The organism is Sphingobacterium sp. UBA7038, assembly GCF_002494055.1.
In the GTDB taxonomy this organism is placed as follows: Bacteria; Bacteroidota; Bacteroidia; order Sphingobacteriales; family Sphingobacteriaceae; genus Sphingobacterium; species Sphingobacterium multivorum.
On sequence record NZ_DLAV01000016.1, the window covers coordinates 53,653 to 79,723 of the forward strand.

28 protein-coding genes are annotated in these 26,071 nt (G+C 38.8%); 9 read left to right on the forward strand and 19 right to left on the reverse strand.

The window, feature by feature from the left end; translation table 11 throughout:
* Positions 1–44: 44 nt before the first annotated feature.
* On the reverse strand, positions 45–1,070 hold the full coding sequence (locus B3H30_RS10820) for a threonine aldolase family protein (protein WP_070563890.1): 1,026 nt from the start codon (positions 1,068–1,070) through the stop codon (positions 45–47).
* 266 nt (positions 1,071–1,336) lie between these two features.
* On the opposite strand from B3H30_RS10820, the gene B3H30_RS10825 reads away from it, so the two are divergent.
* A complete protein-coding gene (locus B3H30_RS10825) occupies positions 1,337–1,855 on the forward strand; it encodes a VOC family protein (protein ID WP_217493517.1) in 519 nt (172 codons plus the stop codon).
* Between the two features lie 11 nt (positions 1,856–1,866).
* On the opposite strand, the gene B3H30_RS10830 is transcribed toward B3H30_RS10825, so the two are convergent.
* On the reverse strand, positions 1,867–2,256 hold the full coding sequence (locus tag B3H30_RS10830) for a DUF2809 domain-containing protein (protein ID WP_070563893.1): 390 nt from the start codon (positions 2,254–2,256) through the stop codon (positions 1,867–1,869).
* A gap of 20 nt (positions 2,257–2,276) precedes the next feature.
* Positions 2,277–2,792: a hypothetical protein gene (locus B3H30_RS10835; RefSeq protein ID WP_070563896.1), complete on the reverse strand. Its 516-nt coding sequence runs from the start codon at positions 2,790–2,792 to the stop codon at positions 2,277–2,279.
* A gap of 297 nt (positions 2,793–3,089) precedes the next feature.
* On the opposite strand from B3H30_RS10835, the gene B3H30_RS10840 reads away from it, so the two are divergent.
* The gene (locus tag B3H30_RS10840; protein ID WP_139144936.1) at positions 3,090–3,722 is read left to right on the forward strand and encodes a hypothetical protein; all 633 of its coding nucleotides are present in this window, start codon (positions 3,090–3,092) and stop codon (positions 3,720–3,722) included.
* Between the two features lie 5 nt (positions 3,723–3,727).
* Here B3H30_RS10840 and B3H30_RS10845 read toward each other — a convergent pair whose 3' ends face one another.
* From B3H30_RS10845 to B3H30_RS10855, 3 genes are all read right to left on the reverse strand, one after another.
* Positions 3,728–5,062, reverse strand: a complete 1,335-nt coding sequence (locus B3H30_RS10845; RefSeq protein ID WP_070563902.1) for a GH1 family beta-glucosidase — start codon at positions 5,060–5,062, stop codon at positions 3,728–3,730.
* 363 nt (positions 5,063–5,425) lie between these two features.
* Complete coding sequence (locus B3H30_RS10850) at positions 5,426–6,001, reverse strand: SIMPL domain-containing protein (protein WP_286710436.1); 576 nt, start codon at positions 5,999–6,001, stop codon at positions 5,426–5,428.
* Positions 6,002–6,330: 329 nt separating this feature from the next.
* Positions 6,331–6,837, reverse strand: coding sequence for an RNA polymerase sigma factor (locus tag B3H30_RS10855; protein ID WP_070563905.1), 507 nt, complete (start codon positions 6,835–6,837; stop codon positions 6,331–6,333).
* A 349-nt stretch (positions 6,838–7,186) separates the two neighbouring features.
* On the opposite strand from B3H30_RS10855, the gene B3H30_RS10860 reads away from it, so the two are divergent.
* Both B3H30_RS10860 and B3H30_RS10865 read left to right on the forward strand, forming a co-directional pair.
* Positions 7,187–7,918: a hypothetical protein gene (locus B3H30_RS10860; protein ID WP_070563908.1), complete on the forward strand. Its 732-nt coding sequence runs from the start codon at positions 7,187–7,189 to the stop codon at positions 7,916–7,918.
* A 10-nt stretch (positions 7,919–7,928) separates the two neighbouring features.
* A complete protein-coding gene (locus tag B3H30_RS10865; RefSeq protein ID WP_046673510.1) occupies positions 7,929–8,585 on the forward strand; it encodes a response regulator transcription factor in 657 nt (218 codons plus the stop codon).
* A 58-nt stretch (positions 8,586–8,643) separates the two neighbouring features.
* On the opposite strand, the gene B3H30_RS10870 is transcribed toward B3H30_RS10865, so the two are convergent.
* Positions 8,644–8,892, reverse strand: coding sequence for a hypothetical protein (locus tag B3H30_RS10870; RefSeq protein ID WP_070563910.1), 249 nt, complete (start codon positions 8,890–8,892; stop codon positions 8,644–8,646).
* A gap of 104 nt (positions 8,893–8,996) precedes the next feature.
* Positions 8,997–9,371, reverse strand: coding sequence for a hypothetical protein (locus B3H30_RS10875; RefSeq protein ID WP_139144937.1), 375 nt, complete (start codon positions 9,369–9,371; stop codon positions 8,997–8,999).
* 314 nt (positions 9,372–9,685) lie between these two features.
* Between B3H30_RS10875 and B3H30_RS10880 the strand changes: the two genes are divergently transcribed.
* Positions 9,686–11,704, forward strand: a complete 2,019-nt coding sequence (locus B3H30_RS10880; RefSeq protein ID WP_070563913.1) for a glycoside hydrolase family 43 protein — start codon at positions 9,686–9,688, stop codon at positions 11,702–11,704.
* An 8-nt stretch (positions 11,705–11,712) separates the two neighbouring features.
* Here the strand turns inward: B3H30_RS10880 and B3H30_RS10885 are convergent, their stop codons facing one another.
* The 4 genes from B3H30_RS10885 to B3H30_RS10900 form a co-directional block, all read right to left on the reverse strand.
* Entirely contained in the window at positions 11,713–12,012 is a 300-nt protein-coding gene (locus B3H30_RS10885) for a hypothetical protein (protein ID WP_070563916.1), read from the reverse strand.
* 113 nt (positions 12,013–12,125) lie between these two features.
* On the reverse strand, positions 12,126–14,294 hold the full coding sequence (locus tag B3H30_RS10890) for an ATP-binding protein (protein ID WP_070563918.1): 2,169 nt from the start codon (positions 14,292–14,294) through the stop codon (positions 12,126–12,128).
* 163 nt (positions 14,295–14,457) lie between these two features.
* On the reverse strand, positions 14,458–15,084 hold the full coding sequence (locus tag B3H30_RS10895) for a hypothetical protein (protein WP_070563921.1): 627 nt from the start codon (positions 15,082–15,084) through the stop codon (positions 14,458–14,460).
* Positions 15,085–15,181: 97 nt separating this feature from the next.
* Positions 15,182–15,937 (reverse strand): Ku protein, encoded by a 756-nt coding sequence (locus tag B3H30_RS10900; RefSeq protein ID WP_070563924.1) that lies wholly within the window; start codon positions 15,935–15,937, stop codon positions 15,182–15,184.
* Positions 15,938–16,062: 125 nt separating this feature from the next.
* On the opposite strand from B3H30_RS10900, the gene B3H30_RS10905 reads away from it, so the two are divergent.
* Positions 16,063–17,268, forward strand: coding sequence for an NAD(P)/FAD-dependent oxidoreductase (locus tag B3H30_RS10905; RefSeq protein ID WP_070564496.1), 1,206 nt, complete (start codon positions 16,063–16,065; stop codon positions 17,266–17,268).
* Positions 17,269–17,276: 8 nt separating this feature from the next.
* Here B3H30_RS10905 and B3H30_RS10910 read toward each other — a convergent pair whose 3' ends face one another.
* The 4 genes from B3H30_RS10910 to B3H30_RS10925 all read right to left on the reverse strand — a co-directional run bounded on the left by B3H30_RS10910 (position 17,277) and on the right by B3H30_RS10925 (position 19,728).
* Complete coding sequence (locus B3H30_RS10910; protein WP_070563928.1) at positions 17,277–18,236, reverse strand: DNA topoisomerase IB; 960 nt, start codon at positions 18,234–18,236, stop codon at positions 17,277–17,279.
* A 36-nt stretch (positions 18,237–18,272) separates the two neighbouring features.
* The gene (locus B3H30_RS10915; RefSeq protein WP_070563930.1) at positions 18,273–18,746 is read right to left on the reverse strand and encodes a PA2169 family four-helix-bundle protein; all 474 of its coding nucleotides are present in this window, start codon (positions 18,744–18,746) and stop codon (positions 18,273–18,275) included.
* Positions 18,747–18,962: 216 nt separating this feature from the next.
* Positions 18,963–19,148, reverse strand: a complete 186-nt coding sequence (locus B3H30_RS10920; protein WP_070563932.1) for a hypothetical protein — start codon at positions 19,146–19,148, stop codon at positions 18,963–18,965.
* Between the two features lie 79 nt (positions 19,149–19,227).
* Positions 19,228–19,728, reverse strand: a complete 501-nt coding sequence (locus B3H30_RS10925; protein WP_070563934.1) for an RNA polymerase sigma factor — start codon at positions 19,726–19,728, stop codon at positions 19,228–19,230.
* Positions 19,729–20,126: 398 nt separating this feature from the next.
* Between B3H30_RS10925 and B3H30_RS10930 the strand changes: the two genes are divergently transcribed.
* Positions 20,127–20,375, forward strand: coding sequence for a hypothetical protein (locus B3H30_RS10930; RefSeq protein ID WP_070563936.1), 249 nt, complete (start codon positions 20,127–20,129; stop codon positions 20,373–20,375).
* 42 nt (positions 20,376–20,417) lie between these two features.
* On the opposite strand, the gene B3H30_RS10935 is transcribed toward B3H30_RS10930, so the two are convergent.
* Complete coding sequence (locus B3H30_RS10935; protein WP_147282038.1) at positions 20,418–20,768, reverse strand: hypothetical protein; 351 nt, start codon at positions 20,766–20,768, stop codon at positions 20,418–20,420.
* Between the two features lie 141 nt (positions 20,769–20,909).
* On the opposite strand from B3H30_RS10935, the gene B3H30_RS10940 reads away from it, so the two are divergent.
* Complete coding sequence (locus B3H30_RS10940; RefSeq protein ID WP_070563942.1) at positions 20,910–21,488, forward strand: hypothetical protein; 579 nt, start codon at positions 20,910–20,912, stop codon at positions 21,486–21,488.
* A gap of 185 nt (positions 21,489–21,673) precedes the next feature.
* On the forward strand, positions 21,674–21,943 hold the full coding sequence (locus tag B3H30_RS10945) for a hypothetical protein (RefSeq protein WP_046673496.1): 270 nt from the start codon (positions 21,674–21,676) through the stop codon (positions 21,941–21,943).
* A 91-nt stretch (positions 21,944–22,034) separates the two neighbouring features.
* On the opposite strand, the gene B3H30_RS10950 is transcribed toward B3H30_RS10945, so the two are convergent.
* Positions 22,035–23,846 (reverse strand): glycoside hydrolase family 15 protein, encoded by a 1,812-nt coding sequence (locus tag B3H30_RS10950; protein ID WP_070563945.1) that lies wholly within the window; start codon positions 23,844–23,846, stop codon positions 22,035–22,037.
* Positions 23,846–26,029 carry a bifunctional alpha,alpha-trehalose-phosphate synthase (UDP-forming)/trehalose-phosphatase gene (locus tag B3H30_RS10955; protein ID WP_070563948.1) on the reverse strand — a complete coding sequence of 728 codons (2,184 nt, stop codon included), beginning with the start codon at positions 26,027–26,029 and terminating at the stop codon, positions 23,846–23,848. Before B3H30_RS10955 ends, B3H30_RS10950 begins: the two co-directional genes overlap by 1 nt.
* Between the last annotated feature and the right edge of the window lie 42 nt (positions 26,030–26,071).

A 26,071-nucleotide genomic window follows, 5' to 3' on the forward strand; every position in this document is an offset into this window, starting at 1 on the left:
ACGCTTTCATTTAGGAGTGATTGATAAGCCTAGAGGCAGGATCACTAAGATTTCAATATGGCCTCCATAAAACTTGCAACCTGCTCCTCGTCGGTGGCCCAGGAGGTAATCAGGCGAATAGCAGCATAATCATTATCTATTTCCTTCCAAATATAAAACTGGTATTTCTGACTCAATGTCTCTATGACAGATTTGGGTAAAATCGGGAAAATTTGATTAGTGGTTGAGTCTGTCAAAAATGAATGGCCTTTTTCTTTGATCACCTGAGCGATCCGCATAGCGTAGGAATTTGCTTTTTGCGCTAGTTCAAAATATAAATCATCTTTAAAGAGCTCGAGAAACTGAATGGATAAAACCCGGCCCTTGGCAAGCAAAGCGCCCTTCTGCTTGATTGCATAGTCAAAATCCAGTGCCAATTCGGGTTTATTAAACACTACGGCTTCACCTAAAAGCGCACCGTTTTTCGTCCCGCCAATATAGAATACGTCAGCATAATTTCCAATGTCTTTCAGTGTTAGATCGTTGTTTTCAGCCATCAAAGCATGCCCCAACCGAGCTCCATCCAGATAAAGTAAAAGATGATGTTCTTGACAACATACATAAAGTGCTTCCAATTCTGTCAGCGTATAGATCGTGCCAATTTCAGTCGAATTGGAAATATACACTATTCTTGGCTTTACGACATGTGGTGCCAGTGCATGTTCCTTTAACGTTTTTGTAATATCCTTCGGCGTTAGTTTTCCATCAAGTGTTTCGACAGTAATGACTTTGTGTCCAGTTGCTTCGATAGCGCCAGTTTCATTGGCCGATATGTGCCCCGTTTTTGCGCTAATTACGGCTTCATGGATACGTAAGAGAAAGGATAGCACAAGTAGATTGGTCTGTGTTCCGCCAGATAAAAAGTAAACAACAGCTTGCTCGTTCGCTATCTTTTTCTTCAAAATGCTTTTTGCTGCTTTAGCATATTCATCTTCGCCGTAGCCGGCTTGTTGTATCAGATTTGTTTCAATAAGTTTATCTAAAATGCGGGGGTGCGCCCCTTCGGAATAATCGTTTTTAAAATTATACATAACGCTGTTTTTTACTTCAGATGCTATTTACTAAGTACGTCAAACGCATTACCAGGATGATAAATGAATCTTGACCGAGTCAAATGTATAAATACAATATCGTTTTTTAACAATCTGAGCAGGAAAAAAATGGGATAAAAGCTATGAATATAACATTCTGAGCGTATAAGAAAAGAATATGTTGTTTTGCACTGTAAATGTTTTTTCAAAACTTATGATTAAATTTGGGAGAGGAGGTAGAAATAAATATTTATCCTTATCAAATTATGAAAAGAGTCGTATTTGTTGCGAGTATTTCGCTGGCGTTTGGAATGGGGTACGCCTTTAATACCATGAGCAATTTGAACCGACCTGTCGAGTTAAAAAGAGTAACTGGTATAGGCGGAATTTTCTTCAAGTGCAAAGATCCTAAAAAATTAAGAGCCTGGTATGCCGATCATCTGGGACTGGCAACAAATTCTTACGGCGCTGTATTTGAGTGGTATCAGGGTGCTGATAGTACGAAAAAAGGATTTACGCAATGGAGCCCTTTTAAAGAGAGTACAAGCTATTTTGGCCCCTCGGAAAAAGACTTTATGATCAATTATCGGGTTGCCGATATTGAACTTCTAACCGATCAATTGAAGAAGGAGGGAGTTACGGTACTTGATAAGATCGAGTCCTTTGACTATGGCAAATTTGTTCATATCATGGATATTGAAGGAAATAAAATAGAGCTTTGGCAGCCGAATGATCTTGCTTATGAAAAGATGGGCATCGATATGGGGGCCAAAACGACAAAGTAGGTCTATTCAGTTCACAATGCAGGGTCTGTTTTTAGCAAATGATCTTTAAGATAATCAAGAAATGCAGCTCCAAGCGCTCCCAAGCAATAAGCCCCTAAATCTGACCAGAGAAATCCTTGTCCAAATACGAGGCGCAAAAGTGAATTGCTCCTTATCCATAAAAATAGGGGCAATTGGACAAGTTGTAAAAATTCAATGGTAAAACAGAATAGAATGGTAATGATACAGTAGGAGAACAGTGATTTTTTAATAAATATTAAGCGTGATAACCAATACACCATCATGGCATAAAGCACATCGCCACATATAGGCGATATGACAGATATTTTACGTGAGATTAAACCCAAGAGTAGAGTTGTCACCATTAGGACCAAATACTGAATTTTTGCCGCGCTTTTCATTTCGTATATCGATGCCAAATTTATTGCCTGGAATAGGAAATTGTTTCAACAGGATTTCCAAAGATCTTTTTGTTCCCCTTTGTCTTCACAAATCTACCCTGTTGTGCTATTGCACTAGCGATGGAGAAAATGACATTTGTGTCGTTTTGGGGGTGTATTGTAGCGAGTAGCTGTCTATTTTGATCGAACAGCTGAAGCTGGTTAACCAAAGCATGGTTTATTTCCATGATGTAGATCTCTTTCAGTGGAATAATGCTATCCTCTTTTTTCGGCTGCCTGATAGATAAGTTCGCACTGTCAACTTGTACTTCAATCTTGGGATTGATCAATTGCAAGATGACGACGAGTGGACCAATGATAACAACCGCAACCAATATCCCTAAGCCCTTCGCCGAACCAAAGTTATTTGCCGCATCGGCCATCCCATTTATACCACCGAAGATCATATAACATAGTATAAATACAACAACTAAATAAATTAATCCAAAGATTAAGCCCTTTTTAACCTGATGTGATTTAAACTGAAAAGTCTTCATACGATACGCTTTGATTTTTTACAAATATATTAATTAAAGATATTTATATTTATGCAATCAGAGAGATATTATGTTAAACATTTTTTCATTTTGTTCGAGCAGGTAGTGGAAAACAGCATTGAAATTAAGAGAACCAACTTCCAACGGAAATCAGATTATTTTCAACTGCTGATGTATATGCTATGCTCAGTGCTGGGTGTTGTCAGTATATTTTGGGATTGGAAAGCAAGTATCCCAGCTGTAATGTGTACAATTTTTGTGTTAATAATACGACGTAAGGTTGACATTTTGTCTAATATGAGCTGGTTTATTTTTGGATTTATTGCTGTTGCATTGCTTTTGTCCTGGATTTTTCATCTGTCTTTTGGTCTGTTTGTGCTTCAGTGTGCATTATTTGCAACCGTTAAACTTGCCATATCAAAATTTAGAGAGATTGGTCAAGATCACACTGATATTATCTTCTCTTTAAATGCCATTGAGTTCTCTTGTCTATGTCCCGAAAACAGCGATTATAAGGGCTATGCAATAAATCCCATGGGCTATAAAAAGCGATTTCAAATGGCAGATATTCGCTCTGTACAACGCGATCGCAAAAATCTACTTATCGTATTAAAAGAACAGCTCGTCCGCCCCCGCGAACTTAGACAGGAAGAGATAGAGCTCATTCTTACGTATTTTAGAAAAAATAAGGCCGCTCTTATTCATGCGGTAACCACCGAAAGGATCCTCCAGGAAGAGGATCGTGTCTATTGGATCAAGCTGATTGTTTTTGCTTTGCCCTGTCTGTTGGCGGTATGCGCAATCTATATTTTTGCTGATAACGGGCGAAATTCATTAATCAGCGTATGTATCATTATTGGGGCAATACTTGTAGCGGTAATTTTATTAAAAATCACGAATTTGATTTATCATCATGGTGAGAAAAAGTAATTTTTTTATTTTAAGAAGTCCGCATACCAATGCCCAGAGGATTTGATGATACGTTGTTGATTTTTGAAATCAACATACACCAGTCCAAATCTTGGCCGATATCCTTCAGCCCATTCGAAGTTGTCAAGAAAAGTCCATACAAAATAGCCCTTGACATTTATACCTTCCTGTTTCGCACGATAAACTTGTTGCAATGCTTCCTGTAAATAGGAAACTCTTTTAGGATCATGTACTATACCATTCTCGGCTTTATCCGGAAACGCGGCGCCGTTTTCGGTAACAATTAAAGGCGGCATGTTTTGGTAGGTACTGAATTTTTTGAGCATATGATAGATGGACGCTGGGTAAACCTCCCAGTTCATTTCAGTTAAATCAACTTTACGCTCTTTTGCGGATACTATTTTTGCTTGGAGATAAGGAACGAACATGGCGTATCGTATAACCTCCCGCGTATAATTCTGTATCCCAATGAAATCCATATCAAATTTCAGGTCTCTTTCATCATTAAATTTAATATACTTCTCAATTCTATTCAGTATTTTAATCTCCTGAGTAGGATAGCCCATTCCTAAGAGAGGTTCTATAAACAGACGATTGAGTAATACGTCTGCTTTTTTTGCTGCTTTAATGTCCTTGTCTCTCGATGTGAATGGTTCGACATGAGAACATGAAAATGTAGTTCCAACCTGACTGTCGGGCTGGATCGATTTGATGATTCGACCTCCCTGTGCTTGTGCCAATGCCGCATGATGCGCGGCGGCCAAAAAATTACCCAGACCTTTTCGTTCCGGTGCATGCACGCCAAAGAAATAACCTGCGGCAGTGAATACGGTAGGCTCATTGAGAACCATCCAGTTTTTAACACGATCACCGTAGGTATGCACACATTTGGAAACAAATTCGCCAAACCAATCTTTTACATCACGGTTCACCCAGCCACCTTTTTTTTCTAATGCATGGGGAAGATCCCAATGGTATAAGGTAACCCAAGGGGTGATCCCTAGTTCGAGCGATAGGTCGATCAATTGATCATAAAAATCCAAACCTGATTGATTTACTTCACCGATTCCACCCGGGAAAATACGGCTCCATGATAAGGAGAATCTATAATTAGGAATATGCATTCCTTTCATTAGATGGAGATCCTGGACGTAGCGATTATAAAAATCGCAAGCCTGATTACCATGTTGATTTTGAAATATACGGTTCCTTTTTTGTACAAAGATATCCCAAATAGAAGGACCTTTGCCATGTAAATCATGCGCACCCTCGATCTGATAGGCAGCTGTAGACACTCCCCAAATAAAATCTTTGCCAAAAGCATCTTTGGTTAAAAGCATTTATAAAATAAAATTATCGGACCTCAATGCCGTTTAAAAACAATTAGGTCTTGTGGAATCTCAAGGGGGAATAGAATGAACTGAATCGACCTAGAAAGATCCTAAATATAATTCGCTGGAAAAAATAGTTTATCGTTTTCATAATAGATACATTACTCCGTTGATTACATTGAACTATTGTATGATAAAGTAACGAAACGAAAATGAACTGTATATAAACTATGTGTTAAATATACGAAAAAAACACCGCGATGAATCATGGTATTTAACTTAGCCGTATGCTAATTCTAAGCAAGTTTTATTCGTAAGTACGATCTTACCAGAATGTCTAATTGGCGTAGATTCTTAATCCCAATTTTTGAGCTATCTAATTTCAAATTCCGTATATATTGTCCTTTTAAATTCTAAAACTTCGGGGGCTACTTTAAATCCTTCGCCGCCGTAACCCTTGTTGAATGTTTCTAACGCCATCCCTGTTCTAAACTGCGTCGATTGGTTGGATGCGCTTCCGTCGTTCGACAAAAACAGCAGTTTGCCAATTTCGACATCTGCCCGAGATGCAAGTTTTTTTGCAGATTTTAATGCATCATCATAAGCAATAAGATCCGCTTCTCTTAAAATACTGTCTGCTTTGGAATGATCGAATGAGATGGAGCCTATTCCGCTTATTTTGGTCTCTAACAACTTGCCTGTTAATTCTGTAAATTTCGATAAATCATGTAAAACAAAATCGATTGTTTGTTGTGCTTGATAACCAATAAATTTATTGGTATTTCCGATGTATTGATAATCCTTATTTGCTGATACGCTGCTTGTTTTAATGTCTTCCTTTTTATTGCCGTATTTTTGGAGCAATGCAATGACCGTATCGACAGTTGCTTGAGTCTCTCTAACCGCGTCTACCATCCTCGGTTTTGTGAATGCCGTATTGATTGTCAACGTGACTTAATCGGGCATTATCCTAATCTTTCCTTCACCACTGACACGAATTCTATTTTCACCTTCTTTTGCTGCCACATCACAGGACAATACTACCATAATGCCACTCAAGCATATAAAAAATAAAGTGATTAACTGTTTTTTCATACTTTTTGATGTTCAATCTATTAAATCAATAAGTTGTTCCCTAAATATCTAAATATAATGAATAACTAGGATATCCGCTAGGGTAAAATGCAGTTGAAGAATAGGAAGGTCTAAGTAATGGGAAATAAGATAAAAAAGCAGGCTAAATACCTGCTTTTTTTATCTTGAAAAGCGACCATTTTTTAATCGATACTTTTTGAATAAATCTTTAGGTGTTTTTGCAGTGCTTTCCTGGCCATATGTATACGTGTTTTGACCGTACCCTCCGGGATTTGCAGATGCTCTGCAATTTCATAATATTTAAATCCTTCCAAAAACATTGCAAAGGCGTTATAGTAATCTTTTGATAAACTATTGAGTGCGTGTTGTATATCAGAGGCTATAAAATTATTTTCACCGCGATTGGTTGTTATTTCATTATGATAACCTATACTTACATATTCATTGCGGTAATTCTCCAATCTTTTATTTCGAGTATATTGGTTAATATATGTATTTTTCATGATTATATAGAGCCAGGACATCAACTTTGGATGTTTCAGGAATTTTTCAATAGATCCCAATGACCTTACCATGGTCTCCTGAACCAGATCTTCTCGTTCATCCGGATCGTTTGTAAATTGCGCTGCCAAATATTTTAATGTAGGTCTTTTTTCCTTAAACAGTTGATCGATTGTTAAATTTTCCATATTATCAAGTTTTAAGTGTCTATCTTGCCTATATCACTACAATTAAGGTGCTAGAAAATAATTAAGAGGAAATGCGTTGACGCTGAATGGATCAAGCTGTTTTATTACTTGTTTTATTTTAACAATCAGTTAGTCAATGTTTTATGTAGAATAACTATTCAGCTATCAGGCTGATGCTAAGCGTTATTCTGCATTAATAACAAGTGTTTTCCTGTTTCATTTCCCCCTTTTTTCTTTTTGTCGCACGTATTTATACGTAGTGTTTTAATTGGTACATTTTTAATGGCTAAATAGATGTGAATATTTAAAACTGTTGATACCTTTAAATGGTTATTAGTTATGACATGTAATGAAAAACAATATGGGGGACGAAAACAAAAAACTATATTTTGATCTATCAGAAGAGCCTGTGGGACGGTTGGAGAACCTCAAAGAGCCTTCGGAACTAAAGCAGGTATGGGATGGTAGTCAAGAAGATTTTTATAAATCGATTATTAGGAATCAACAAGATGATATTGGAAAAATAGGACGGTATTTCCGCGATGAATTGGCTCAGGAACTTTACGGAATGCGTATATCTCTTCAGAATTTTACAAATCGCTATGGTGATTTTGAAGAATTACGTTGCTTACGTGATTCATTAAGCACGTTGGTTATGGAGATTCGTAATAAAGCTGTATTGCTCTACAATCCGATACTGAATGATCTTGGCATTTTTCATGCAGTTGATGAGGCTGTGGCGAGTTATAGAAAACGATCGGGTTTTACAATTGACACCTTGCTAGATCCGCATTTAAGAGAATTGCATCATGAGGCACAAGTTCAGCTGTTTAAGTTACTTACTGCTATATTCCAGTATTTAAATGATGAGATTCCTTCACAGGCTATTTCAGTTTCGGTACAGGTGATTGAATTTGAGATTTTAGTTAAAGTGTCACCTTTTTTTAGCCAGGGGAGATCGCTGTCAACAATAAAACATGAACATAGTCCAATGCGTTTGATGAAGATTGCTGAACTCTATAATGCACGGATTATGAATCATACGCCGGAGACAGGTATTTTACTTAAATTAACTATTTAAAAAAAGAATAATGATAAAAATCCTATTGGTTGAAGACCACATGGTTGTACGTAACGGAATAAAATTACTATTAGAATCGCAAGATGGATTTGAAGTTGTTGGAGAGGCGTCGAATGGAAAGGAGGCTCTTCAGTTCTTAAATTCTAATCCTGTTCCTGATATTGTCTTAACAGACATCAGCATGGAGGAAATGGATGGTATTGAACTATTACATGAATTAAAAAAACAGTATCCGTCCATTAAAGTAGTAATACTGTCCATGTTGAATCAGATCAACTACGTTGTTGAAGCATTTGAATCTGGTCTTGCCGGATATTTGGTTAAAAACGTTGGCTATAACGAATTGCTTTTTGGATTAAATCATATCGCAAATGGGGGACGATACATGAGCGAGGAAATCGCAATGATACTATTGGACCAAGTTCGCTCTGGACAAAGCTATGCACAGGTATCAGGCGAGCTACAGACAGATTTTGATATCTCCGATAGAGAGCTTGAAGTACTCAAATTAATTGCAGAAGGATACACAAATATTGAAATTGCCGATAAGATATTTTTAAGCAAGCGTACAGTTGAAGGACACCGTCAAAACTTAATCGATAAAGCGGGCGTAAAAAATACAGCTCATTTGGTCAAATTTGCATTTGAAAGAGGCATTTTGAATTAAAAATTTCCTGATAGCCCCATCAGGAAATTTGAAATCTACACCACTATATTTTATGCAGTTAGTTTGTTACACGCAATTGCGCAAAGTTCACATAATTTAGCACAGTGCTGGCAATGATCATGTGGATGCATAAAGCACTCCTCTGCACAGAGTGTACATAATTCAGCGCAAGTCTTGATAAGTCGTCGGCTATAGTAACTTTCCATAGCAAGAAGTTCGGCCACTGCTTTACAAACGACTGCGCATTCCATATCCAATGCAATACATTTTGCCATGGCTTGAAGGTCACTTTCTTTTGTGCAAGCATTCGCACAGGTATGGCAAGCAGTAACACATTGCCAACAGGCTTCTATACACGATTGTTCGATTGAATTTATCATAAGTTTGTCGTTTTGTCTCGCTGATTGCGCCTTACATAACTGACTTGGCAGCTTTGATGCTATCTTCTAAATAGCCCATTATACCGTCATGATCAGCTTGGGTAATTTTGCCATTCCTTAAATTTTCCAAAACATCTTTTTTAATTCGAGCGATGGCTTGTTCTTTTTCCATCGCTTCTACTGCTGTCTTTGCATTGATTCGATCGACAATGATTTTGCCGAGTTTGTTGTATATCCTTTCAGCTTCCTTATTGGACAACGCTGGAGCTGGAATCCCAGCAACAGCCTCGTTAGCAGCAGCTATATTTGCATAAATGACTGCTTCGGTATTCTTTGCTGCCGCAGCTTCAGCTCTCGCTATAGCTTGTTCACTGGCTGCCGCTGCTTTATTTTCGGCCTCCTCCATATGACGGGAAGCTTTTTCCTGAGGAGTTTGATGATTACACGATATCAACAGCAGACTGGTTATTAAGGAAAAGAAAAAGATGTTATTACATATCATGACCTACGCTCTTAATTAAGTATTTGATTATTTTAAATAGAACGGGTCTCAGAAGTAAATGGTTTGTCAATTAAATGAAACAGTTGCATTTAACTAAACTTGGTTAGAGAAATGGTTTTATGATACAAAATGATGTTCAATTGATACAATATTACCGGCAATTGAGCGATTAATTATTGAATTTTAGATATCTGTATACCAAATAGCTATTCAATTCAATGAACAAAATATACCTTTTAATTAGTGCCCTTTTTCTGTCTTTTGTACAGACGACAATCGCACAGCATACCACAGCAGTATCGATAGGAAAGGCGAATATTCCAATAGACGGAATTTTTCAGGCTGATCCAACCGTATTCTTTTACGGGGGATATTATTATCTGTATGGTACGAATGGAGATTCTGAAGAACAGCAGGGGTTTAAAGTGTATCAATCTACAGATTTGAAACATTGGAAGGTCCCGGCAGGCACAACTTCAGGTTTTGCCCTTTTAAAAGGAGATGCTTTTGGATCGACGGGATTTTGGGCGCCACAGGTATGGTTTGAAAAGGGTAAATTTTATATGGCTTATACAGCAGATGAGCATATAGCAATTGCAGTTAGTGATAGCCCTGTAGGTCCTTTTAAGCAAACTTCCAAAGCACCACTTGAAGTCGGGCAAAAGCAGATAGATCCATTTGTATTCAGCGATCGCAATGGGAGGAAATACCTGTTTCATGTCAGATTAACGCAAGGAAATAGAATTTTTGTCGCCGAATTAAAGTCCGATTATTCGGGAATAAAAGGAGAGACGCTAAAAGAATGTGTCCATGCGGAATTACCCTGGGAAAATACAGCAAATGCAGAGTGGACGGTTACCGAAGGTCCTACTGTTATCCAGCAAGGCCAGTATTATTATATGTTTTATTCGGCAAATGATTTTCGAAATAAAGACTATGCTGTCGGCGTGGCAATCGCGGATAATGTCTATGGGCCTTGGAAAAAACTGGAAGGTCAGCCGGCATTAAGCCGAAAAAATAGCGGTTTTGCCGGAACTGGACATGGCGACGTTTTCAAAAAAGGAAAGCAATGGTATTATGTCTGTCACACACACTTTTCAGATGAAAAAGTGGCACCTCGGAGAACCGCTATCATACCGTTTAATTTTGCATCAACTGGTGATGGTATTCCGGTTCCTCGGTTTGATACCGCAAAGTTTCGCTTCCTGGCCACAGATCAGGGATTGACCCGTAATGGAAAATCCTATCAAACGGATGTAGCCTTTGGCGATCCCTTTATTGTATTTGATCCCCCTACCGATCGATATTATTTATATGGCACAGGTGGAACTGAAAACGGCTTTATTGCTTATAGTTCCAAAGATCTGAAAACATGGACGAAGGAAAGGAAAGTATATGATGCCAACCAGCCTAATGGCTGGGGAGAAAAAGATTTTTGGGCGCCTGAAGTTTACCGGGTCAATAACAAATACTATATGTATTATAGCGCCCATTGGAAAGATAATCCAAAACAACATATTGAAAACTATCGCATCGGGGTAGCTGTGGCGGATAGTCCCTTAGGGCCATTCAAAGACCTTACTGGAAAACCTATTTTTGATCCGGGATATCCAATTATTGATGCGAACGTTTTTAGAGATACCGACAATAGGAATTATCTGTTTTATTCGCGTTGTTGCTATGAGCATCCGGTGGAGTCGGAGGTTGCGGATTGGGCGAAGCAGAAGTATGGCTATAGCAGGATCGAAGAGAGCTGGGTGTATGGTGTTGAATTGGACAGCAGTATGACTAAAACGATCGGGGACCCAGTCCTTTTAATGCGACCTCCAGTTTCGATGAATGACGCACAGGCTGAATGGGAGAGTAGGTCAGTCACTTCGGGTGAGATAAATAGACGATGGACAGAAGGTTCTTTTCTAATGAAAAAAAACGGACAATATTATATGATGTATTCCGCCAACTATTTTGCTGGAGCCAATTATGCGGTAGGCTATGGAACGGCAACTGCCCCATTGGGAAGCTATGAAAAGTCACCTGCTAACCCAATCATTGAAAAAAATATCCATAGCGGGGGAGTAATTTCGGGTACCGGACACAATAGCCTATTTAGCGATAGAGAAGGAAAGCTCCGCTGTGTGTATCACGGACGTACTATAAAAACGGGTGATAAACGCATGGTGTTTATCAGCGACGTTTTCTTTAATGAAAATGGCCAATTGCATATCGTTACAGATTGACCCACGGGTCAATCTGTCTTTTTGGGTATTGCCGGATTTTCGACATTTTCATGCCAAGCAGCGGACGAGGCCGCTCTAGCACTTGTTCCGTCGCTTGTTTGTGTCTTTTTATGGGCATAATTGACATTTTCTTCTTCTTCAGGATCGGTTTCATCCACGTCCGGTTCAGGACGCTCAATTGGATCAGTATCATTGGGATCCGGAATAGTATGTTGCCCGAATAATCCTTTACGATACCATATGTTACTAAAGTAATAGGCAATAATCAAACCTCGTTTTACTACTGCATGTTGCAATATCTCTTCCATGTTTTCGATTTCGTTTAAGTGGTACAACCCTCTTTATTCGCGTTGTATTCTCTCGAATAATGAACAATATCAGCAAGGAAATAGTTTGCGAGATTTCAGGATGCTGCATCAGGTTAATTGAGCAACATTTGTTCGGGAAATGGCTTAACAATTGGAAAGTAAAGATGAACTGTTGTACCCAAACCGACTTCCGATTCAATTTTTATATTTCCTCCCAACCGCTCCATAATGCGCTTTACGAGTGAAAGACCAATGCCCGTACCGGGTATGGAGCCCACGTTATCCGCCCTTGTAAACATTTCGTATATGTGCGGTAGGTGTTCACTGGGTATGCCAATTCCATTATCCTTGATTTGATAATGGGTATAATCATCTTCATGCGAACTATCTATGGATACCACAGGGCTGTCCGACTGGGCTGAATATTTTATAGCGTTGATAATTAAATTGGAAAAAATTTGATAAGCGGCACTTTTCTCGCCCCAAATAGGCAATAATGTACCAAAAGTGGGCCGACAATTATTGACGTTATATAGAATACTGTTTTCTTGGAATATACGCTGAATGGTGTAGGCCATTGGAAGTGGCTCTTTGTCTAAAATGCTGGATCGGTGTTGACTTAATTGTACCATATTGTTGATAATATCCTCAATGTTGGTGACACTTCGGCTGAAATTCTGATACCATTTATTGATTTTTTTAAAATCGATATTGTCGGGGTGTTGCTGAAGAAATTGTATGCCCATTTTTAAGATGGACAGCGGGTTTTTCAAATCGTGGGAAAGCGTATGGGTAAACATTTCCAATTCATTGTTCAAGCTGAGAAGTTCGTCATTGAGGAGCTGGCGTTCTTTCAATTTCGCAAAGATGGATTCTTTGATGATTTGATTTAAGCGAAGCACAAAGTTAATTTCAGCATCATTCCATGGCTTGGCAACATCATAACGCGTATCTTCCCAGATTTTGAGCTGCTTTTTACCATCCTGTTCTTCTTTTAACTCCATTTGCATGACCTGACTGCTATTTTCTCTTCTAAACCAAACGATGTAATAATCGTTCTCCAAGCCTACCTTTAAATACATTAGACCGGCAAAACCAAGCTTTTCTTTAAAGTTTTCTTGATGATTTAGACGAAAGTTGTAGTCTTTAAAGAGGGCTTTGTCGGTATGTTTCTGCAGGAATTGAATGAGTTCATAAAACTGTGCTTTAGGAGGAGACTGCCCATAGCTAAAAACGTCGCCCTGATTGAAAATCGCCAAACCGTCTGCATCCACAAGCTGAGTTAGGATGTCCATATGTTGTATCAAGGCACAATTTACCATCTTATTTTCAGAGAGACTTTTCTTTAATTCTTCTTCTGCGAGCTTTAGAAGCTCTGTTCTTTCCAAGAGATTCTGTTTGACATGACTTTCATATTTGCTGGTTGCCGCCTGGATGGCAAACGTGCATAGTTTTCGTTGTTGTAGGTCGACCACACGCTTTTCGTTATGCTGCGCAACCACAAGTCCCCAAAAATCATCATCAATACAGATTCGAAAAAAAAGGGCACTTTGAACATTTATTTCTTTCAAAAAAAGTTGATGGAGTTCAGGCAGAGGAGATAATAGGCTCGAAAGGGGATCGATGGACTCATCTTTATAATAGAATTCTTGTCCCTGATCGTCCATGTTGGGAGCGTATCGATACGAATAACCGCGATAATAAGACAAGACTTCCTCGGGCATAAAATCTTTGGAGAATTCCTTGCCTTTGAAAGAAGACCGTCCATTTGCCGTATGCTCAGCAATCACCGAACTATACCCTGTTTCTTGAATTTGCAAAACGAAAACAAGATCATAATTCAATATCTTGTTGATGGCCGAACAAACGCGATTCCAATTATTTGGCTGAATGGTATCCAACAAAAAATTGAGTTCGTTAATTTTTTTAGCGGGAATATATTTTTTATGCTGTTGTTCCCATTCAATGTAAAGATATTCATCATGTCTACGTAATTTTACATAAACCCGGTCGTTTTTAATTTTAATGGGTAAAATGTGGCGCGACTGTCCGTTTTCAAGAAGTTCCATCACAGCATTCCTCACTTTTAACAAAGCTTCGCTGAAGATATGGCCAAAGCTATGAAAAAAATGAGTTCCTAATAGAGCTTCACTGGTATAATGTTCTTTTACGACAGACTCCGTTACTCCGACGATCGTAAAGTGCCGATCTAAAATGACCAGTTTGCCAAAAGATTGAAGCTTAATAGCGGTTTGATTGCTCGATTGGATTGTATGATTCATAGTACCCCAAAACTCCTAATGTATACATAAATGTACGAAAAAAAATTACGACAACATAGATCGAATCTTTAATATTAGAACGTTGGAAAGTAGATAAAATTGCTTTATTGGCTTCTTTTTACTTTGGAATTAAAAATGGTACCATTTTCTCACATGTAACATACTATAAATGGGCATTAAATTCTTTGGCAACAGCATTCGCCATTCCTTTAATTAATGATTTCCACTGCGGATAGGAGGCTCCTATTTTCGCCGCCAAACCGACGAGATAGTTCCGAACATTATCGCTAAAATTTTCATTGTCAACGTTTATGATCTCGTTTCTGCCAGCATATTGAAACAATATACTGTTTCTACGCTGTTCGATCAGGAAAGTTGACGATGAAATTCCTTCGAAAAAATGAGCTGTATTTTTATCGCCGGGATGGCTTGGATCGGGACAAGGCTTTAAGGTTAGGGCAAAAACTTTATAATCATCGGTTTTGTCTAGCGTGAGGTTAACGACATGCACCCAGTCATAACCACCGCTACTTGGAAGTCCCGGTCCGGGGATATCCAGTCTGATATAATCATGTAATTCGAGTAAGCGATCTATCGGTGTACCATAACCGCCTGTCAATTGAAATGTGGTAGCGGGTAATTGGGCTAACGTGTACCAATGGTTGACCTTTCTCAGGTTCTCTACGCCCAATTCAAATGCTAAGTTAGCGATATCTTCACTTGCAAATTCAAGTGATTCAAAACAATCAAGTCTTTTCCCTTCTTTTTGTTCCGGTATGATATTTTTCATCGTTTTTCCATTTATGTTTAAAATACTGGATTTCTTATTCCTGCTTTTAGCTTCCTTGAAGGTAGCTAAGCCACCTAGGTTTTTATGTCGGTGCGTCTTAACCCAAGCTCGCTTTTAGTTTGGCAAGGAGATCGTCTGCTTTTGTATGCTCAACTTTCATTTTTCGGATGGTTGGGCGTTTTCCCTTGTCTTTTTGCTTGATAATTTTTAGGAGCTCGTCCATGTATTCATTTTTATATTTACTAATATCAAAGGACTTACTGTGCTGCTCAATCAGTTGTGTCGCCATGTCCATTTCCACCTTTTGAATTTTTATTGTAGTGGGCAATTTAAGGTCGTCCAAGCCCCTAATCTCCTGCTGATAGCGAATTTTATTCAATACCAATGCATTACGATAGGGTTTTATAAGGGCTAGATGTTCGACATTTCGCATCACAAATGCTCCTAAACCCGCCATTTTTGTTTTTTCTAAAGCTTTGACAAGCAGCTGATAAGCTTTCTCACCGCCCTTCTGTGGTTCGAGGTAATAAGGTGTTTCAAAATAAATACTGTCAACATCCATCAGTTTTACAAATGCATGCAGATTGATAAGTTTTGATTTCTCCGGACTTGCATCTTCAAAATCGGCGTCTTCCAAAACTACATAGTGGTCTTTCATAAAGTATCCTTTAACAATATTGTCCCACTTTACTTCTTTACCAGTCTGTTCATTTACCCGTTTGAATTTAATATTGGATAAATCTTTACGATCAAGCATGTCCAAATCGAGACTTGCATTTTCAGTTGCACTATATAATTTTATGGGAATATTAACTAAGCCAAAACCAATAGCCCCTGTCCAAATTGCACGCATATGTTGTCCATTTATTGCTAATACGATAACCTTCGCTATGGAGGAATGGTTTGAAATTTAATAAAATAGCTGGCAAACTATTCCTAAAGGAATCGGTTATATACTGTAAAGCTGCTATTATTATCATGGATTTAAAGTCAAATGAGCCATTTTGGTTGGTGAAGAATGGTCTCTTAAATACCTATCCTTCCTTACAAAAAGATATAAGCTGTGATGTACTTATTGTAGGAGGGGGGATCACCGGAGCCTTGATTGCGCATCAATGTATGGCCGATGGAAAGAAATGTGTTCTTATAGATAAGCGGGAAATTGTGAATGGGAGTTCGGCGGCAACAACTTCCATGTTACAATATGAGATTGATATTCCCTTATATAGATTAAAGGAATTAATCGGCATTCAGGGGGCAATTGCGAGCTACCGAGCCTGTGGAGAAGCGATTGATAAATTAGGTAGACTTGCCAAGAAAATCCGATCGAAAGCTGGTTTTAGAAGCAAACAGTCACTCTACTATGCGGCAAAGAAAAAGGATATAGCTTGGCTAAAGGTGGAGTTCGAAGCAAGGCAAGAAGCTGGCTTCGACGTCAAGTGGCTGACGGAGCGGGATATCAGGGAACGTTATGCAATGTGCGGTGCTTATGGGGGTATACTTTCGGATCTAGGGGCAAGCATTGACGCCTTTTGTTTCACACACGAACTATTGGCATATAATGTTAACCGAGGGTTATCTATTTTTGACAAAACAGCGTTGGAAAAAGTGTTTTATAAGTCTGGTTATAATTCAGCGATTACTTCAACAGGGGCTAAAATCAAAGCGGAAAAGATTATCTATTGTACAGGATACGAAACAACAAATCTCATTTCCGAAAAATTTGTTGACCTGCTAAGCACATTTGCTATTGTATCGGAAGCTGATAAAGAACATAATCAGCTATATCGCGACCTTCTCATCTGGAATACGGCCACGCCCTATTTGTATATGCGAACAACAGACGACGATAGGTTTCTGATTGGAGGAGAAGATGAGACCTTTAGAGATCCCATCAAGCGAGATGAGCTCATTGCAAAGAAGTCTCATAAGTTAGCGCAGTCATTTAATAAAATTTTTGTCGATAAAACCTTCCGCACTGATTTTACTTGGGCAGGTACATTTGGGACGACCAAAGATGGATTACCTTATATCGGAGAACATAGAAAGTTCAAAAATTCATATTTTGTATGTGGCTTCGGCGGAAATGGTATAACCTTTTCTGTTGCAGCAATGGAGATGGTTGCGAGTTGGCTTCATAAGCTAAACCATCCATTGGAAGAATGGTTTAGATTTGGCCGGTAATTTCCTGCTTAGCCATGCTTACGTAAAAATCGGAATACTCTCTCTTCAAGCTTCGCTAGTGGTAATTTATCTTTTATAAAGGGGAACTTTGCTTCCATAAATACCTGTTGTATGGCCGGATGGATATAATAAGTCTGCGAAACAGACTTCGTATTACCAAGTTGCTCTGCAACCTTCTTGATGACGCTATTTAATTGTCTTTTCCGTGCACTGAGTGATTCCGCCTGTTTTATTTGCGCAAGCTGATAAAAGGCTTCACGACTGGCGCCCCAAATGCGAATACTCTTGCAACTGATCTCACCTGTACAATTCTTCCGCAGATACTGATTAAAAGCGGAGCCACAGAAAGTGCTTTCGCAACTTGCACTATCCATTTGGAATATCCTTTTGCCTTTCATTTTTAGTAATTCTTCCAAAAGTTTAGCTTGTTGTTTGTTGGTCCAGGATTTCTGCTGGAAAACCCCCTTTTTACCTTTATAGGCTAGCGATATCTGATTGCCTTCAATGCTGACGTGTCTTTTTTCCAAAGTACTCAGCCCATACGATTTATTTGTCAGTGTATAACGCTTATTGCCAATACGAATCAATGTACTGTCCATTATTTTAAAAGCAACTGCACAAAGTTTATCCATGTCCCAAAATTCGTGTTTGAGGTGTTTGGAACTGATGTTTCTCAACTCTTGTAAGTATTTACCCATATAGAGGATATTGCTAAACTTTGCAGCTTGCCGTTGGCCGACAAATTTGGAATGATAGATATATTGTTTGCGTCCTTTTTGGTCGAAGCCAAAAGCCTGTAAATCGCTTTTTGAGCTTTTAGCGATCCAAACATCTGTCCAATTTGGTGGAATAACGAGTTTTGCGATCCGCTCTAAAATCTTTTTATCGGACACTTCCTTTTCCGAAGCGTCGAAATATTTAAAAGACTTACCTACTTTTCTTCTTGTATACCCCGTTCTTGCTTTCATAGTGCATTTACCCTTGTAAAATATGTTGATAATAGGTTAAGACGTAGTGGCCTTGTCTCGTAACGTTTTAATATATTCGTGAGCTTCGAGCTGTATACCAAGTTGTTTTTCGATGAGCAGGAGCAGATCATGGCTGATTTCCCAGTCTTCATGGTCAACAACATCCTTATAGGTATGTGTAAAGGCATCTTCACCTTGCTCACAGCTGCATAGTAAACTCCTTTCATCATTTCCTGAAATGGCGGATTTTATCTCCATCCAAATTCTGAATAGCTTGCCACTGATCATCGTTCCTCCGATTGAGTCGTCTTCCCGCGGAGCTAGGTAGGGTTTTAATTCTTCAATAAATACCTCGGATTGGTTCATAAACTCAATAAAGGTGTTATTTAAATGTTCAAGATGGAGGCGTGTGGCTATTTCTACAGCTTTCTGATAGCCTGCAATCCGATCGTTGTTGATCTGTATAAGGTCGCTGATTAATGTACGATCATTTATCGTATTGTTTTCCATTTAATGTCGGCTTTGTGAATTTCTATTTTTCACTTAAGAACGCCTCAAGTAGCCCTGCAGTTTTGTGAAAGAACAGGATAGGTATAATTTCATCCATGAAGGCGATTTTATACTGCGTACCATCAGTAGATTGTTGCACGATAGCTGGAGCGAAACGCAAAAAAAAAACGGCTGCTTTAAATTGCTAAAGCAGCCGTTGGACGGTAATTGCTATCTTTATTTTTTATTAAAAGAAGTTTTTTTACCTTTTTCCGTATCGACCTTAATCTGTTTCTTGTCTACTGATTCCGAAACTTCTGGTTGAACAATGGTTTTGCTATTTCCTTTTCCTATCGGACCGCCGCAGATAATTAGCGCAATGACCATTGCTTGCTGATTATTTATTTTAACTCTTGATTTCATATGTTTACCATTTAACGAATTGTTGTGATGTCGGTTAGCTGCTTCTAGATAGATAACCCTAGAACCACCTTTTTGTTTTTTATTTGAGCCTGTAAATTTTAAGTTGCTTTTGAAGTTTCTTTCTTGTCATGTGGATCCTGGTTTTTATAGTGCCTTCGGGCATGTCAAAATAAGAGGCTATCTCATGATACTTGTATCCTTCGAGAAATAATTGAAACACTTGATAATTTTCTTCCGATAAACTGCACATCGCTTTTTCAATATCATCCGCGATGAATTTATTGTCACTTTTATTTGTTTCTATTGTGTTGGTACTTTCGAGACCGATGTAGGTTTCGTGGATATCATTCGTACGCTTCGCTTTGCGGTATTGATTGATGTATACATTTTTCATAATAACGTAAAGCCAAGACATTAACTTGGGGTGACGGATAAAATCATCGATCGATTTTAATGCGCGGATAAGTGTTTCTTGAATCAAATCCTCTTTTTCATCAGGATCATTGGTGAATTTTCCCGCGAAATGTTTCAAAAGACTTCTTTTTTCTTCGACTAACAAATTTAAATTGGAATTGTTCATAGTACCTTTTGTTAAATTGACTGATGTGTATTCGATAAACAGAGGTACAATTAAAGTGCTAGTTTTGCGATTTAGAGGTCATCCAAACCTTGTTTAAACAGGTATATGGGAAAAATACGTAACGCTGCGTATCCTTGATTTTGTAGTAGAAACACTACAAAAAAGCGGGATTAAACGTGTCGCAATAAAATTTACTGCCATGAATAGCTTTTTTTAATTGGGTATTTGTTCCTAAAAAAAATGTCTTTATTACGGGTATTACCTGTTTTAATGCCATATACTAGTGTCCATTTTTTTAAGCAAGTTTTTGAATTTTTTGTTTTTATCAGCTTTTATTGAACTAATAAGCTTTGAATGTGGTTCTTATCGAAAAAGATTAACGCAAAATAAAATAGACTATGAAAAAGAGCAAAAGATTCACATTAACTTTAGGAGCGATATTATGCGCTACACTATTCTTTTCGTGCCAAAACTCGACCAAAAATCAAACTGAAGGAAGCGGTCAGTCAGACAACATTGCACCTACTGATGCCGACGAAACCCGGTATAATTTAAGCGAACAGCAAAAAATGACCATGCAGAAAGATACGAGTTTAGCAGACACACTTAGGAAAGACAGTATCAATAATAGTAAATCAAAACCGTAACCATCTCGTCGACCTATCAATATATCTGATAAAAAAACTCCCTTAATTAAGGGAGTTTTTTTGCTCTTTCTTTTGATCCGGATCAGCACCATAAATATCTTCTTCTGAATGGTCCGGTTGCTCTTTCTTTTGATCCTCTTCTGTATTAATTTTTTCTTTATTACTACGATCGCGTTGTTCTTCTTCGCTTGGATCAGGCCCCTCTGCATTTTCAGGATAGTATAGGTCAGGAGTTACGTCTTCTTGGGAAGGGACTTGAGGCTGCTTCCGTACAGAAGTACCATCGTCGGTACTTGGATCGTTGTCTAGAGGGTCTATTTCGTTCATGTACATGGAGTTTCTCCAATATGATTGTGAAATAGAATCACCAAATTGAATTGCTGTATTCATCATCTTTTTAATAAAGAACAGCAATTAAAACTGAATGGTTGTTTTTTTTATTAAAAAGTGGTATCCATATTTTAATGATAAATTTAAAACTTTTCATTTATTGACCTTGTTATTAAATTAAAGTAATTTAGAACATACATATATATGAAAAAATCGACACTTCTTTTATTAATAACTGCAGGTATTGGGTATCAGGCCTATGCGCAGAAAATTGAGACCACGCCACAGATGTCATCGGAGGTAGGCATCGAACCTATAAAGCAAGGAAACTGGATGGTCGGTGGATCGATCGGTAATCTAGGCTACAGCTTTGAAGCAAAATCGTTTAACATTGCACTTCAACCGAGAGCGGGCTATTTTGTTTCGGATGGTTTGGCCATCGGAGCGCAAGCCAACTTAGGTTTGGCCACGGTAAAGGATGCTGATAATGAATGGACATATGGGGTTGCACCTTTTGTACGCTATTACTTCCCCAATGCAGGTTCCACTACAGGGAGATTCTTTGGGCAGGGAGACATCGGGATTTCGGGTAGCTCGAAAGGGAAAGATGTTGCACTGGCCGTAGGAGCGAATGTGGGTTATGCACATTTTATTACCAGGACAGTGGCTTTGGAAGCCACCTTCGGTTATAACTACAGTAAAGCCAATATCAATACGGGTAGTGGAGCGAGTGGATTGGGGGTAGGTTTGGGTTTTCAGATCTATCTGCCTGGCAAAAGATAGATTAATCTCGTACAGACTTAATAAAAGCATGTTTTCAAACCATAATGGTGAAAACATGCTTTTTTTATATAACGTGTTTATACTTGATACTGTGTATAAAAGACGCATTTTTGCTGGAATCAGCAAATGATGCAAACATTTAGACAATTACTGATGTTCCCTTTTTAAGAAAGGAGCAAATTACGATGACTGGAACAAAAAATATTGGGTTGGTACTAAAAGATAAAATGGGGAAATGGTCTTCTTATGATATACCATTGCTTAAGGAATGTCATCTAAATAATAAACTGGTCAAAAGTAACGAGCAGGAAGGTATTTTTGTGGTGGGAAGCTTGGCAACAGGATTATATATTTTCTCATTGTATAAGAACCGTTTTATAGATTTAATGGGTAAACAAATTGGGGTGGAAGAAATCTGTGAGCATTTTGATCGCTACAAACAGACCTTAATATAAGCGCCTGTAAATATAAGCACCGATAGCGCTTTCGAATGCTCAAACCGAAGGTGTTAACCTGACTTTTTAACACCTTCATGTTTGTTTTATGTTAGTGAAAAATTGGTTTATCCAATTTTATCGCTAGGCGGTAAACAGCATTCATCAATCCAACGTGGCTATAGGCTTGAGGGAAATTACCCCATTGGCTACCGTTATCTTCCGTAACATCTTCGCTGAACAGACCTAAGTGATTGCTGTAGGTCAGCAAACGTTCGAGAATCTCTTTCGCTTCTTCCACACGCCCTACGCAGGCCAAGGCTTCTACATACCAAAATGCACAGACCAAGAACGTGGATTTGGGGCGGCCAAAATCATCTTGATGCTTATACCGATAAAAAAGTCCATTTTCGCCTTTTAATTCTTTTTCCAGCATCTCGAGGTGATGACGTGCACGGTCCGATTTTGGGTCAAGATAATCCATAACAATAAGCTGTAAGGTGCTTGCATCTAAATTTCGGCTGTCTAATGCGTTTTGATAGACTTTTCGCTCCTCGTCATAACAAGCTTCAATGTAAGCTTCTGCCTTTTTTAGGAGAACATTCGCGCGATCCTCCATATCCTGATAACCATTTTGGCGTGCAATTAATAGGGCAGCTTTGCATCCAACCCATTGGAAAAGATTCGAATAGCAGTGATGGTTGGCAAAGTTCCGGAACTCCCAAATGCCGGCATCTTTTTCCTCGATTGTGGCTTCTATTTTTTCCAGAATAAAATTCACCCAGCCTAAGACATTTTTGTTTTCATGGATTTTAAAACGCTGATCAGTGAAAAGAGGCAACAATGCAATCATAGCCTGACCATAGACGTCATTTTGGATATGTTCAAACGCCTGGTTCCCGATTCGCACTGGACCGCTTTCCTGATATCCTTTTAGATAGGGTAAAATATGTTCCGTAAGCTCGGAATTGCCGAGAATACCGTACAATGGTTGAAGCCTTCCCGGATTACGATGTGTGATGCCGGCAATATAGTTTGCAAAGCTTTCCATTTCTTCAAATTGACCGATATGCGTCAGTGCCGTTAGCACATAGTAGCTATCCCGTACCCAGCAATAGCGGTAGTCCCAGTTTCTGCCAGAACCAGGGTACTCGGGCAAGCTTGTTGTTGAAGCTGCTATAATTGCTCCTGTGTCCTCATATTGATGGAGCTTTAGCACCAAAGCGGATCGAATAACTTCTGTTTGATAGATGTTGGGAATACTACATCTTTTAATCCATCGCTGCCAATAGCTAATTGTCTTATGGAGGAAATCTTCGCAGGTACCTGCGATAGCTGATTCGAAAGCAGCATCATAGGTCAATACAAGGTATTTATTCTCACTGATGATGGTCCAGCTCTCCTCTTGAAAGAAATGAGAAATGGGCAGATCCGTAGTAAGGCGAATTCGTTCCCCTATCTGGTCGTTACTGTACAGGATATGATTGCTTCCACGGGTTGGTTTAAGTGCCAATCGGCCATAGTCGCCAGTAGGATGACACCTAACGTTTACACTGGGGACCCCATATAAAGGTTCGATCTTCCGGACCAACATCAAAGGTTTAAAATATCGTCCGAATTGTTCAAATCGAGGGGCAAAATCCGTAACGCGATAGGCATAGGACGCTGTATGGATTTCCGTGCAGAGCACGTTGGAGTTTTTGATGTAGTATTGCTTGGTTTCGACAATAGGTTCCTCTGAGCTGATCTCAAAGCGCCCGCCTTGCTGTTTGTCGAGCATACTGCCAAATACAAAGCTATCTTCGAAAGAGGGCCAGCACAGCCAAGATATATTGGTATCCATACCGACATGCGCAATATAGGAACAATTGCCAATGATTCCAGATTGATAGGTATGTCTTTTTTCCATTGTATTTTCGTTCATTATTTTATGATAAGTTGATTCAAAAATTGAAGAACATCTTCTTGTTCATCCAGATAATATTTTGCCGCAGACTTATTGCTACCAACTTTAATACTTATCGTCGATTGAGGAAGATAACGGAATAGGTCTTCATCGGTAATGTCGTCGCCAATGGCCAACATAAAATCTGCTTTTATATTACCTGCAATTTCCAATGCTGCTTTACCTTTGTTAACTTCCGTATTTTTAACCTCAATGACCGCATTTCCGTCAAGTAACTGTAAGCCATAATCATTCAGCATCGGGTTTAAAATCTCTTTTAATTCAGTGGCTTTAAGTTCGCCCAAGCCTAATTCTACTTTTCTATAATGCCAGGCCAACGAATAAGGCTTGACTTCAATAAATGCGCCTGGAGTTTGGTCGGCCAATTTTTCCATCAATTTTTTTACTTCGGGCATCCAATGAAGTGCCAGTCCTTTTTTATATGACCAGTTGAAATTTGGGAAATTTGACCAAATGCCATGTTCGGCAACCAAATAGTAAGACCGACCGTCAAACCAAGACGATAAGCTTTCTTGCGAGCGCCCGCTTATGATGACCAAGGTATTAAGTGGGTCTGAAATAATATTATCCAAGAGGTTGTACAATAAGGTCGTCGGAGTTGCTTTTTGGGCGTGGTTCTGGAATTTGACCAAAGTGCCGTCATAATCCAGGAAAAAGAGCCTATTGCTGCTTTTACTGTATCGTTCCGAAATACTACTGAACACTTTATCTGAAATCCGCCTTGCCCATTCATCACGCTGGATGGCTTTGGTTTCAGCCAGGCGATTGGTAAATAGTTGCACCCAATGCTGTACATTAAACTTCTGTATAATCTGAATATTGGCATCGGTACGTTCCTGAACTTCTTCGGGCGGCATTTTAAGCGCTTGGTAAATACTGTCAGCAGTTTCCGTTCGATTATAGGGGTTGATAATCAAGGCGTCAACAAGTTCTTTGGAAGCGCCCGCAAACTCACTTAAAATCAACACACCTTTTGATAACGTTTTACTGGCGATATATTCTTTACTGACAAGATTCATCCCATCGCGCGTCGATGTAATCATGCAGATATCAGATGCAACATATAATCCAACCAGTTCCTCGAATGGAAGTGATTTGTAAAAATATAATACTGGCGTCCAGCTTAAATTTCCATAAATGGAATTGATTTCACTCACCTTTCGGTTAATCTCGTCTTTCAGCTTCTTATATTGCGACACTTTATCCCTTGATGGCACGATAAGCATATATAAGACAACTTTTGTATGCCATTCGGGGTATTTTTCAAGGAAGGTGAGAAAAGCACGTAATCGCTCTAATATCCCTTTGCTATAATCGAGCCTGTCGACCGATATAATAATCTTCTGGTCGGGAAAGTGGCTTCGAAATTGGCTTGCAATGGATTGAATTTTTGGTTGATGGCTGACTTGGACGAATTTATCAAAATCAATGCCCATCGGAAAGGATTCCACAAAGATATGGCGATCTTTATATATCAGCTGATTATAACCAGATGATACATGCAGTATTTTTTTGCAGGCGTTTAGAAAGTTCTGGCTATCAGCGAACGTATGAAATCCGATGAGATCCGCACCCAATAAACCTTCGACCAATTCTTTACGTTGTGGAATGTTCATGAAGAGCTCTTCAGAAGGAAAGGGGATATGGTGAAAATAACCGATGTTGAGTGTTTGGTTTTCTGAACGCAGCAGTTGCGGGAGCAGCATAAGCTGATAATCCTGCACCCAGATAAAATCCGAAAGTTGATCGATGGAAAGAGCGGCTTCGCAAAATTTTTTATTCACTGTGACATACGTAGACCAATATTCGCGATCAAAATGAATGTAGCTCGGCTGATAGTGACAGATAGGCCAGAGAACCTCATTGGAATAACCTTCGTAGAAATTGCGGATTTCATCTTTTGATAAGAAAACAGGAAGTAAGCTCATCGGTTTGAGAAGCTCAACAATCTTTTCTTTTTCCTCTTCATCTTTCGGAACGATTCCCGGCCAGCCAACCCAGAGTATTTCGTCGCTATCAAAAGCGGAGTTTAACCCAGTTGCAAGTCCACCCGCACTCGGCTTGATGATTAATTTTTCTTTTTTTCGTTCTATTTGTATCGGCAGTCTATTTGAAATTATTATTTTCTTCTTTTTCTTCATAAGAATATTAGATCGATTTATTTGCAGTGTGGAAGAGTTATA

What these genes read in the sequence shown, in the direction of transcription:
- B3H30_RS10820 (WP_070563890.1), bottom strand. Translation starts at nt 1,070, where the DNA reads ATGTATAATTTTAAAAACGATTATTCCGAAGGGGCGCACCCCCGCATT.
- B3H30_RS10825 (WP_217493517.1), top strand. Translation starts at nt 1,337, where the DNA reads ATGAAAAGAGTCGTATTTGTTGCGAGTATTTCGCTGGCGTTTGGAATG.
- B3H30_RS10830 (WP_070563893.1), bottom strand. Translation starts at nt 2,256, where the DNA reads ATGAAAAGCGCGGCAAAAATTCAGTATTTGGTCCTAATGGTGACAACT.
- B3H30_RS10835 (WP_070563896.1), bottom strand. Translation starts at nt 2,792, where the DNA reads ATGAAGACTTTTCAGTTTAAATCACATCAGGTTAAAAAGGGCTTAATC.
- B3H30_RS10840 (WP_139144936.1), top strand. Translation starts at nt 3,090, where the DNA reads ATGAGCTGGTTTATTTTTGGATTTATTGCTGTTGCATTGCTTTTGTCC.
- B3H30_RS10845 (WP_070563902.1), bottom strand. Translation starts at nt 5,062, where the DNA reads ATGCTTTTAACCAAAGATGCTTTTGGCAAAGATTTTATTTGGGGAGTG.
- B3H30_RS10855 (WP_070563905.1), bottom strand. Translation starts at nt 6,837, where the DNA reads ATGGAAAATTTAACAATCGATCAACTGTTTAAGGAAAAAAGACCTACA.
- B3H30_RS10860 (WP_070563908.1), top strand. Translation starts at nt 7,187, where the DNA reads ATGAAAAACAATATGGGGGACGAAAACAAAAAACTATATTTTGATCTA.
- B3H30_RS10865 (WP_046673510.1), top strand. Translation starts at nt 7,929, where the DNA reads ATGATAAAAATCCTATTGGTTGAAGACCACATGGTTGTACGTAACGGA.
- B3H30_RS10870 (WP_070563910.1), bottom strand. Translation starts at nt 8,892, where the DNA reads ATGCTTGCACAAAAGAAAGTGACCTTCAAGCCATGGCAAAATGTATTG.
- B3H30_RS10875 (WP_139144937.1), bottom strand. Translation starts at nt 9,371, where the DNA reads ATGGAGGAGGCCGAAAATAAAGCAGCGGCAGCCAGTGAACAAGCTATA.
- B3H30_RS10880 (WP_070563913.1), top strand. Translation starts at nt 9,686, where the DNA reads ATGAACAAAATATACCTTTTAATTAGTGCCCTTTTTCTGTCTTTTGTA.
- B3H30_RS10885 (WP_070563916.1), bottom strand. Translation starts at nt 12,012, where the DNA reads ATGGAAGAGATATTGCAACATGCAGTAGTAAAACGAGGTTTGATTATT.
- B3H30_RS10890 (WP_070563918.1), bottom strand. Translation starts at nt 14,294, where the DNA reads ATGAATCATACAATCCAATCGAGCAATCAAACCGCTATTAAGCTTCAA.
- B3H30_RS10895 (WP_070563921.1), bottom strand. Translation starts at nt 15,084, where the DNA reads ATGAAAAATATCATACCGGAACAAAAAGAAGGGAAAAGACTTGATTGT.
- B3H30_RS10900 (WP_070563924.1), bottom strand. Translation starts at nt 15,937, where the DNA reads ATGCGTGCAATTTGGACAGGGGCTATTGGTTTTGGCTTAGTTAATATT.
- B3H30_RS10905 (WP_070564496.1), top strand. Translation starts at nt 16,063, where the DNA reads ATGGATTTAAAGTCAAATGAGCCATTTTGGTTGGTGAAGAATGGTCTC.
- B3H30_RS10910 (WP_070563928.1), bottom strand. Translation starts at nt 18,236, where the DNA reads ATGAAAGCAAGAACGGGGTATACAAGAAGAAAAGTAGGTAAGTCTTTT.
- B3H30_RS10915 (WP_070563930.1), bottom strand. Translation starts at nt 18,746, where the DNA reads ATGGAAAACAATACGATAAATGATCGTACATTAATCAGCGACCTTATA.
- B3H30_RS10920 (WP_070563932.1), bottom strand. Translation starts at nt 19,148, where the DNA reads ATGAAATCAAGAGTTAAAATAAATAATCAGCAAGCAATGGTCATTGCG.
- B3H30_RS10925 (WP_070563934.1), bottom strand. Translation starts at nt 19,728, where the DNA reads ATGAACAATTCCAATTTAAATTTGTTAGTCGAAGAAAAAAGAAGTCTT.
- B3H30_RS10930 (WP_070563936.1), top strand. Translation starts at nt 20,127, where the DNA reads ATGAAAAAGAGCAAAAGATTCACATTAACTTTAGGAGCGATATTATGC.
- B3H30_RS10935 (WP_147282038.1), bottom strand. Translation starts at nt 20,768, where the DNA reads ATGATGAATACAGCAATTCAATTTGGTGATTCTATTTCACAATCATAT.
- B3H30_RS10940 (WP_070563942.1), top strand. Translation starts at nt 20,910, where the DNA reads ATGAAAAAATCGACACTTCTTTTATTAATAACTGCAGGTATTGGGTAT.
- B3H30_RS10945 (WP_046673496.1), top strand. Translation starts at nt 21,674, where the DNA reads ATGACTGGAACAAAAAATATTGGGTTGGTACTAAAAGATAAAATGGGG.
- B3H30_RS10950 (WP_070563945.1), bottom strand. Translation starts at nt 23,846, where the DNA reads ATGAACGAAAATACAATGGAAAAAAGACATACCTATCAATCTGGAATC.
- B3H30_RS10955 (WP_070563948.1), bottom strand. Translation starts at nt 26,029, where the DNA reads ATGAAGAAAAAGAAGAAAATAATAATTTCAAATAGACTGCCGATACAA.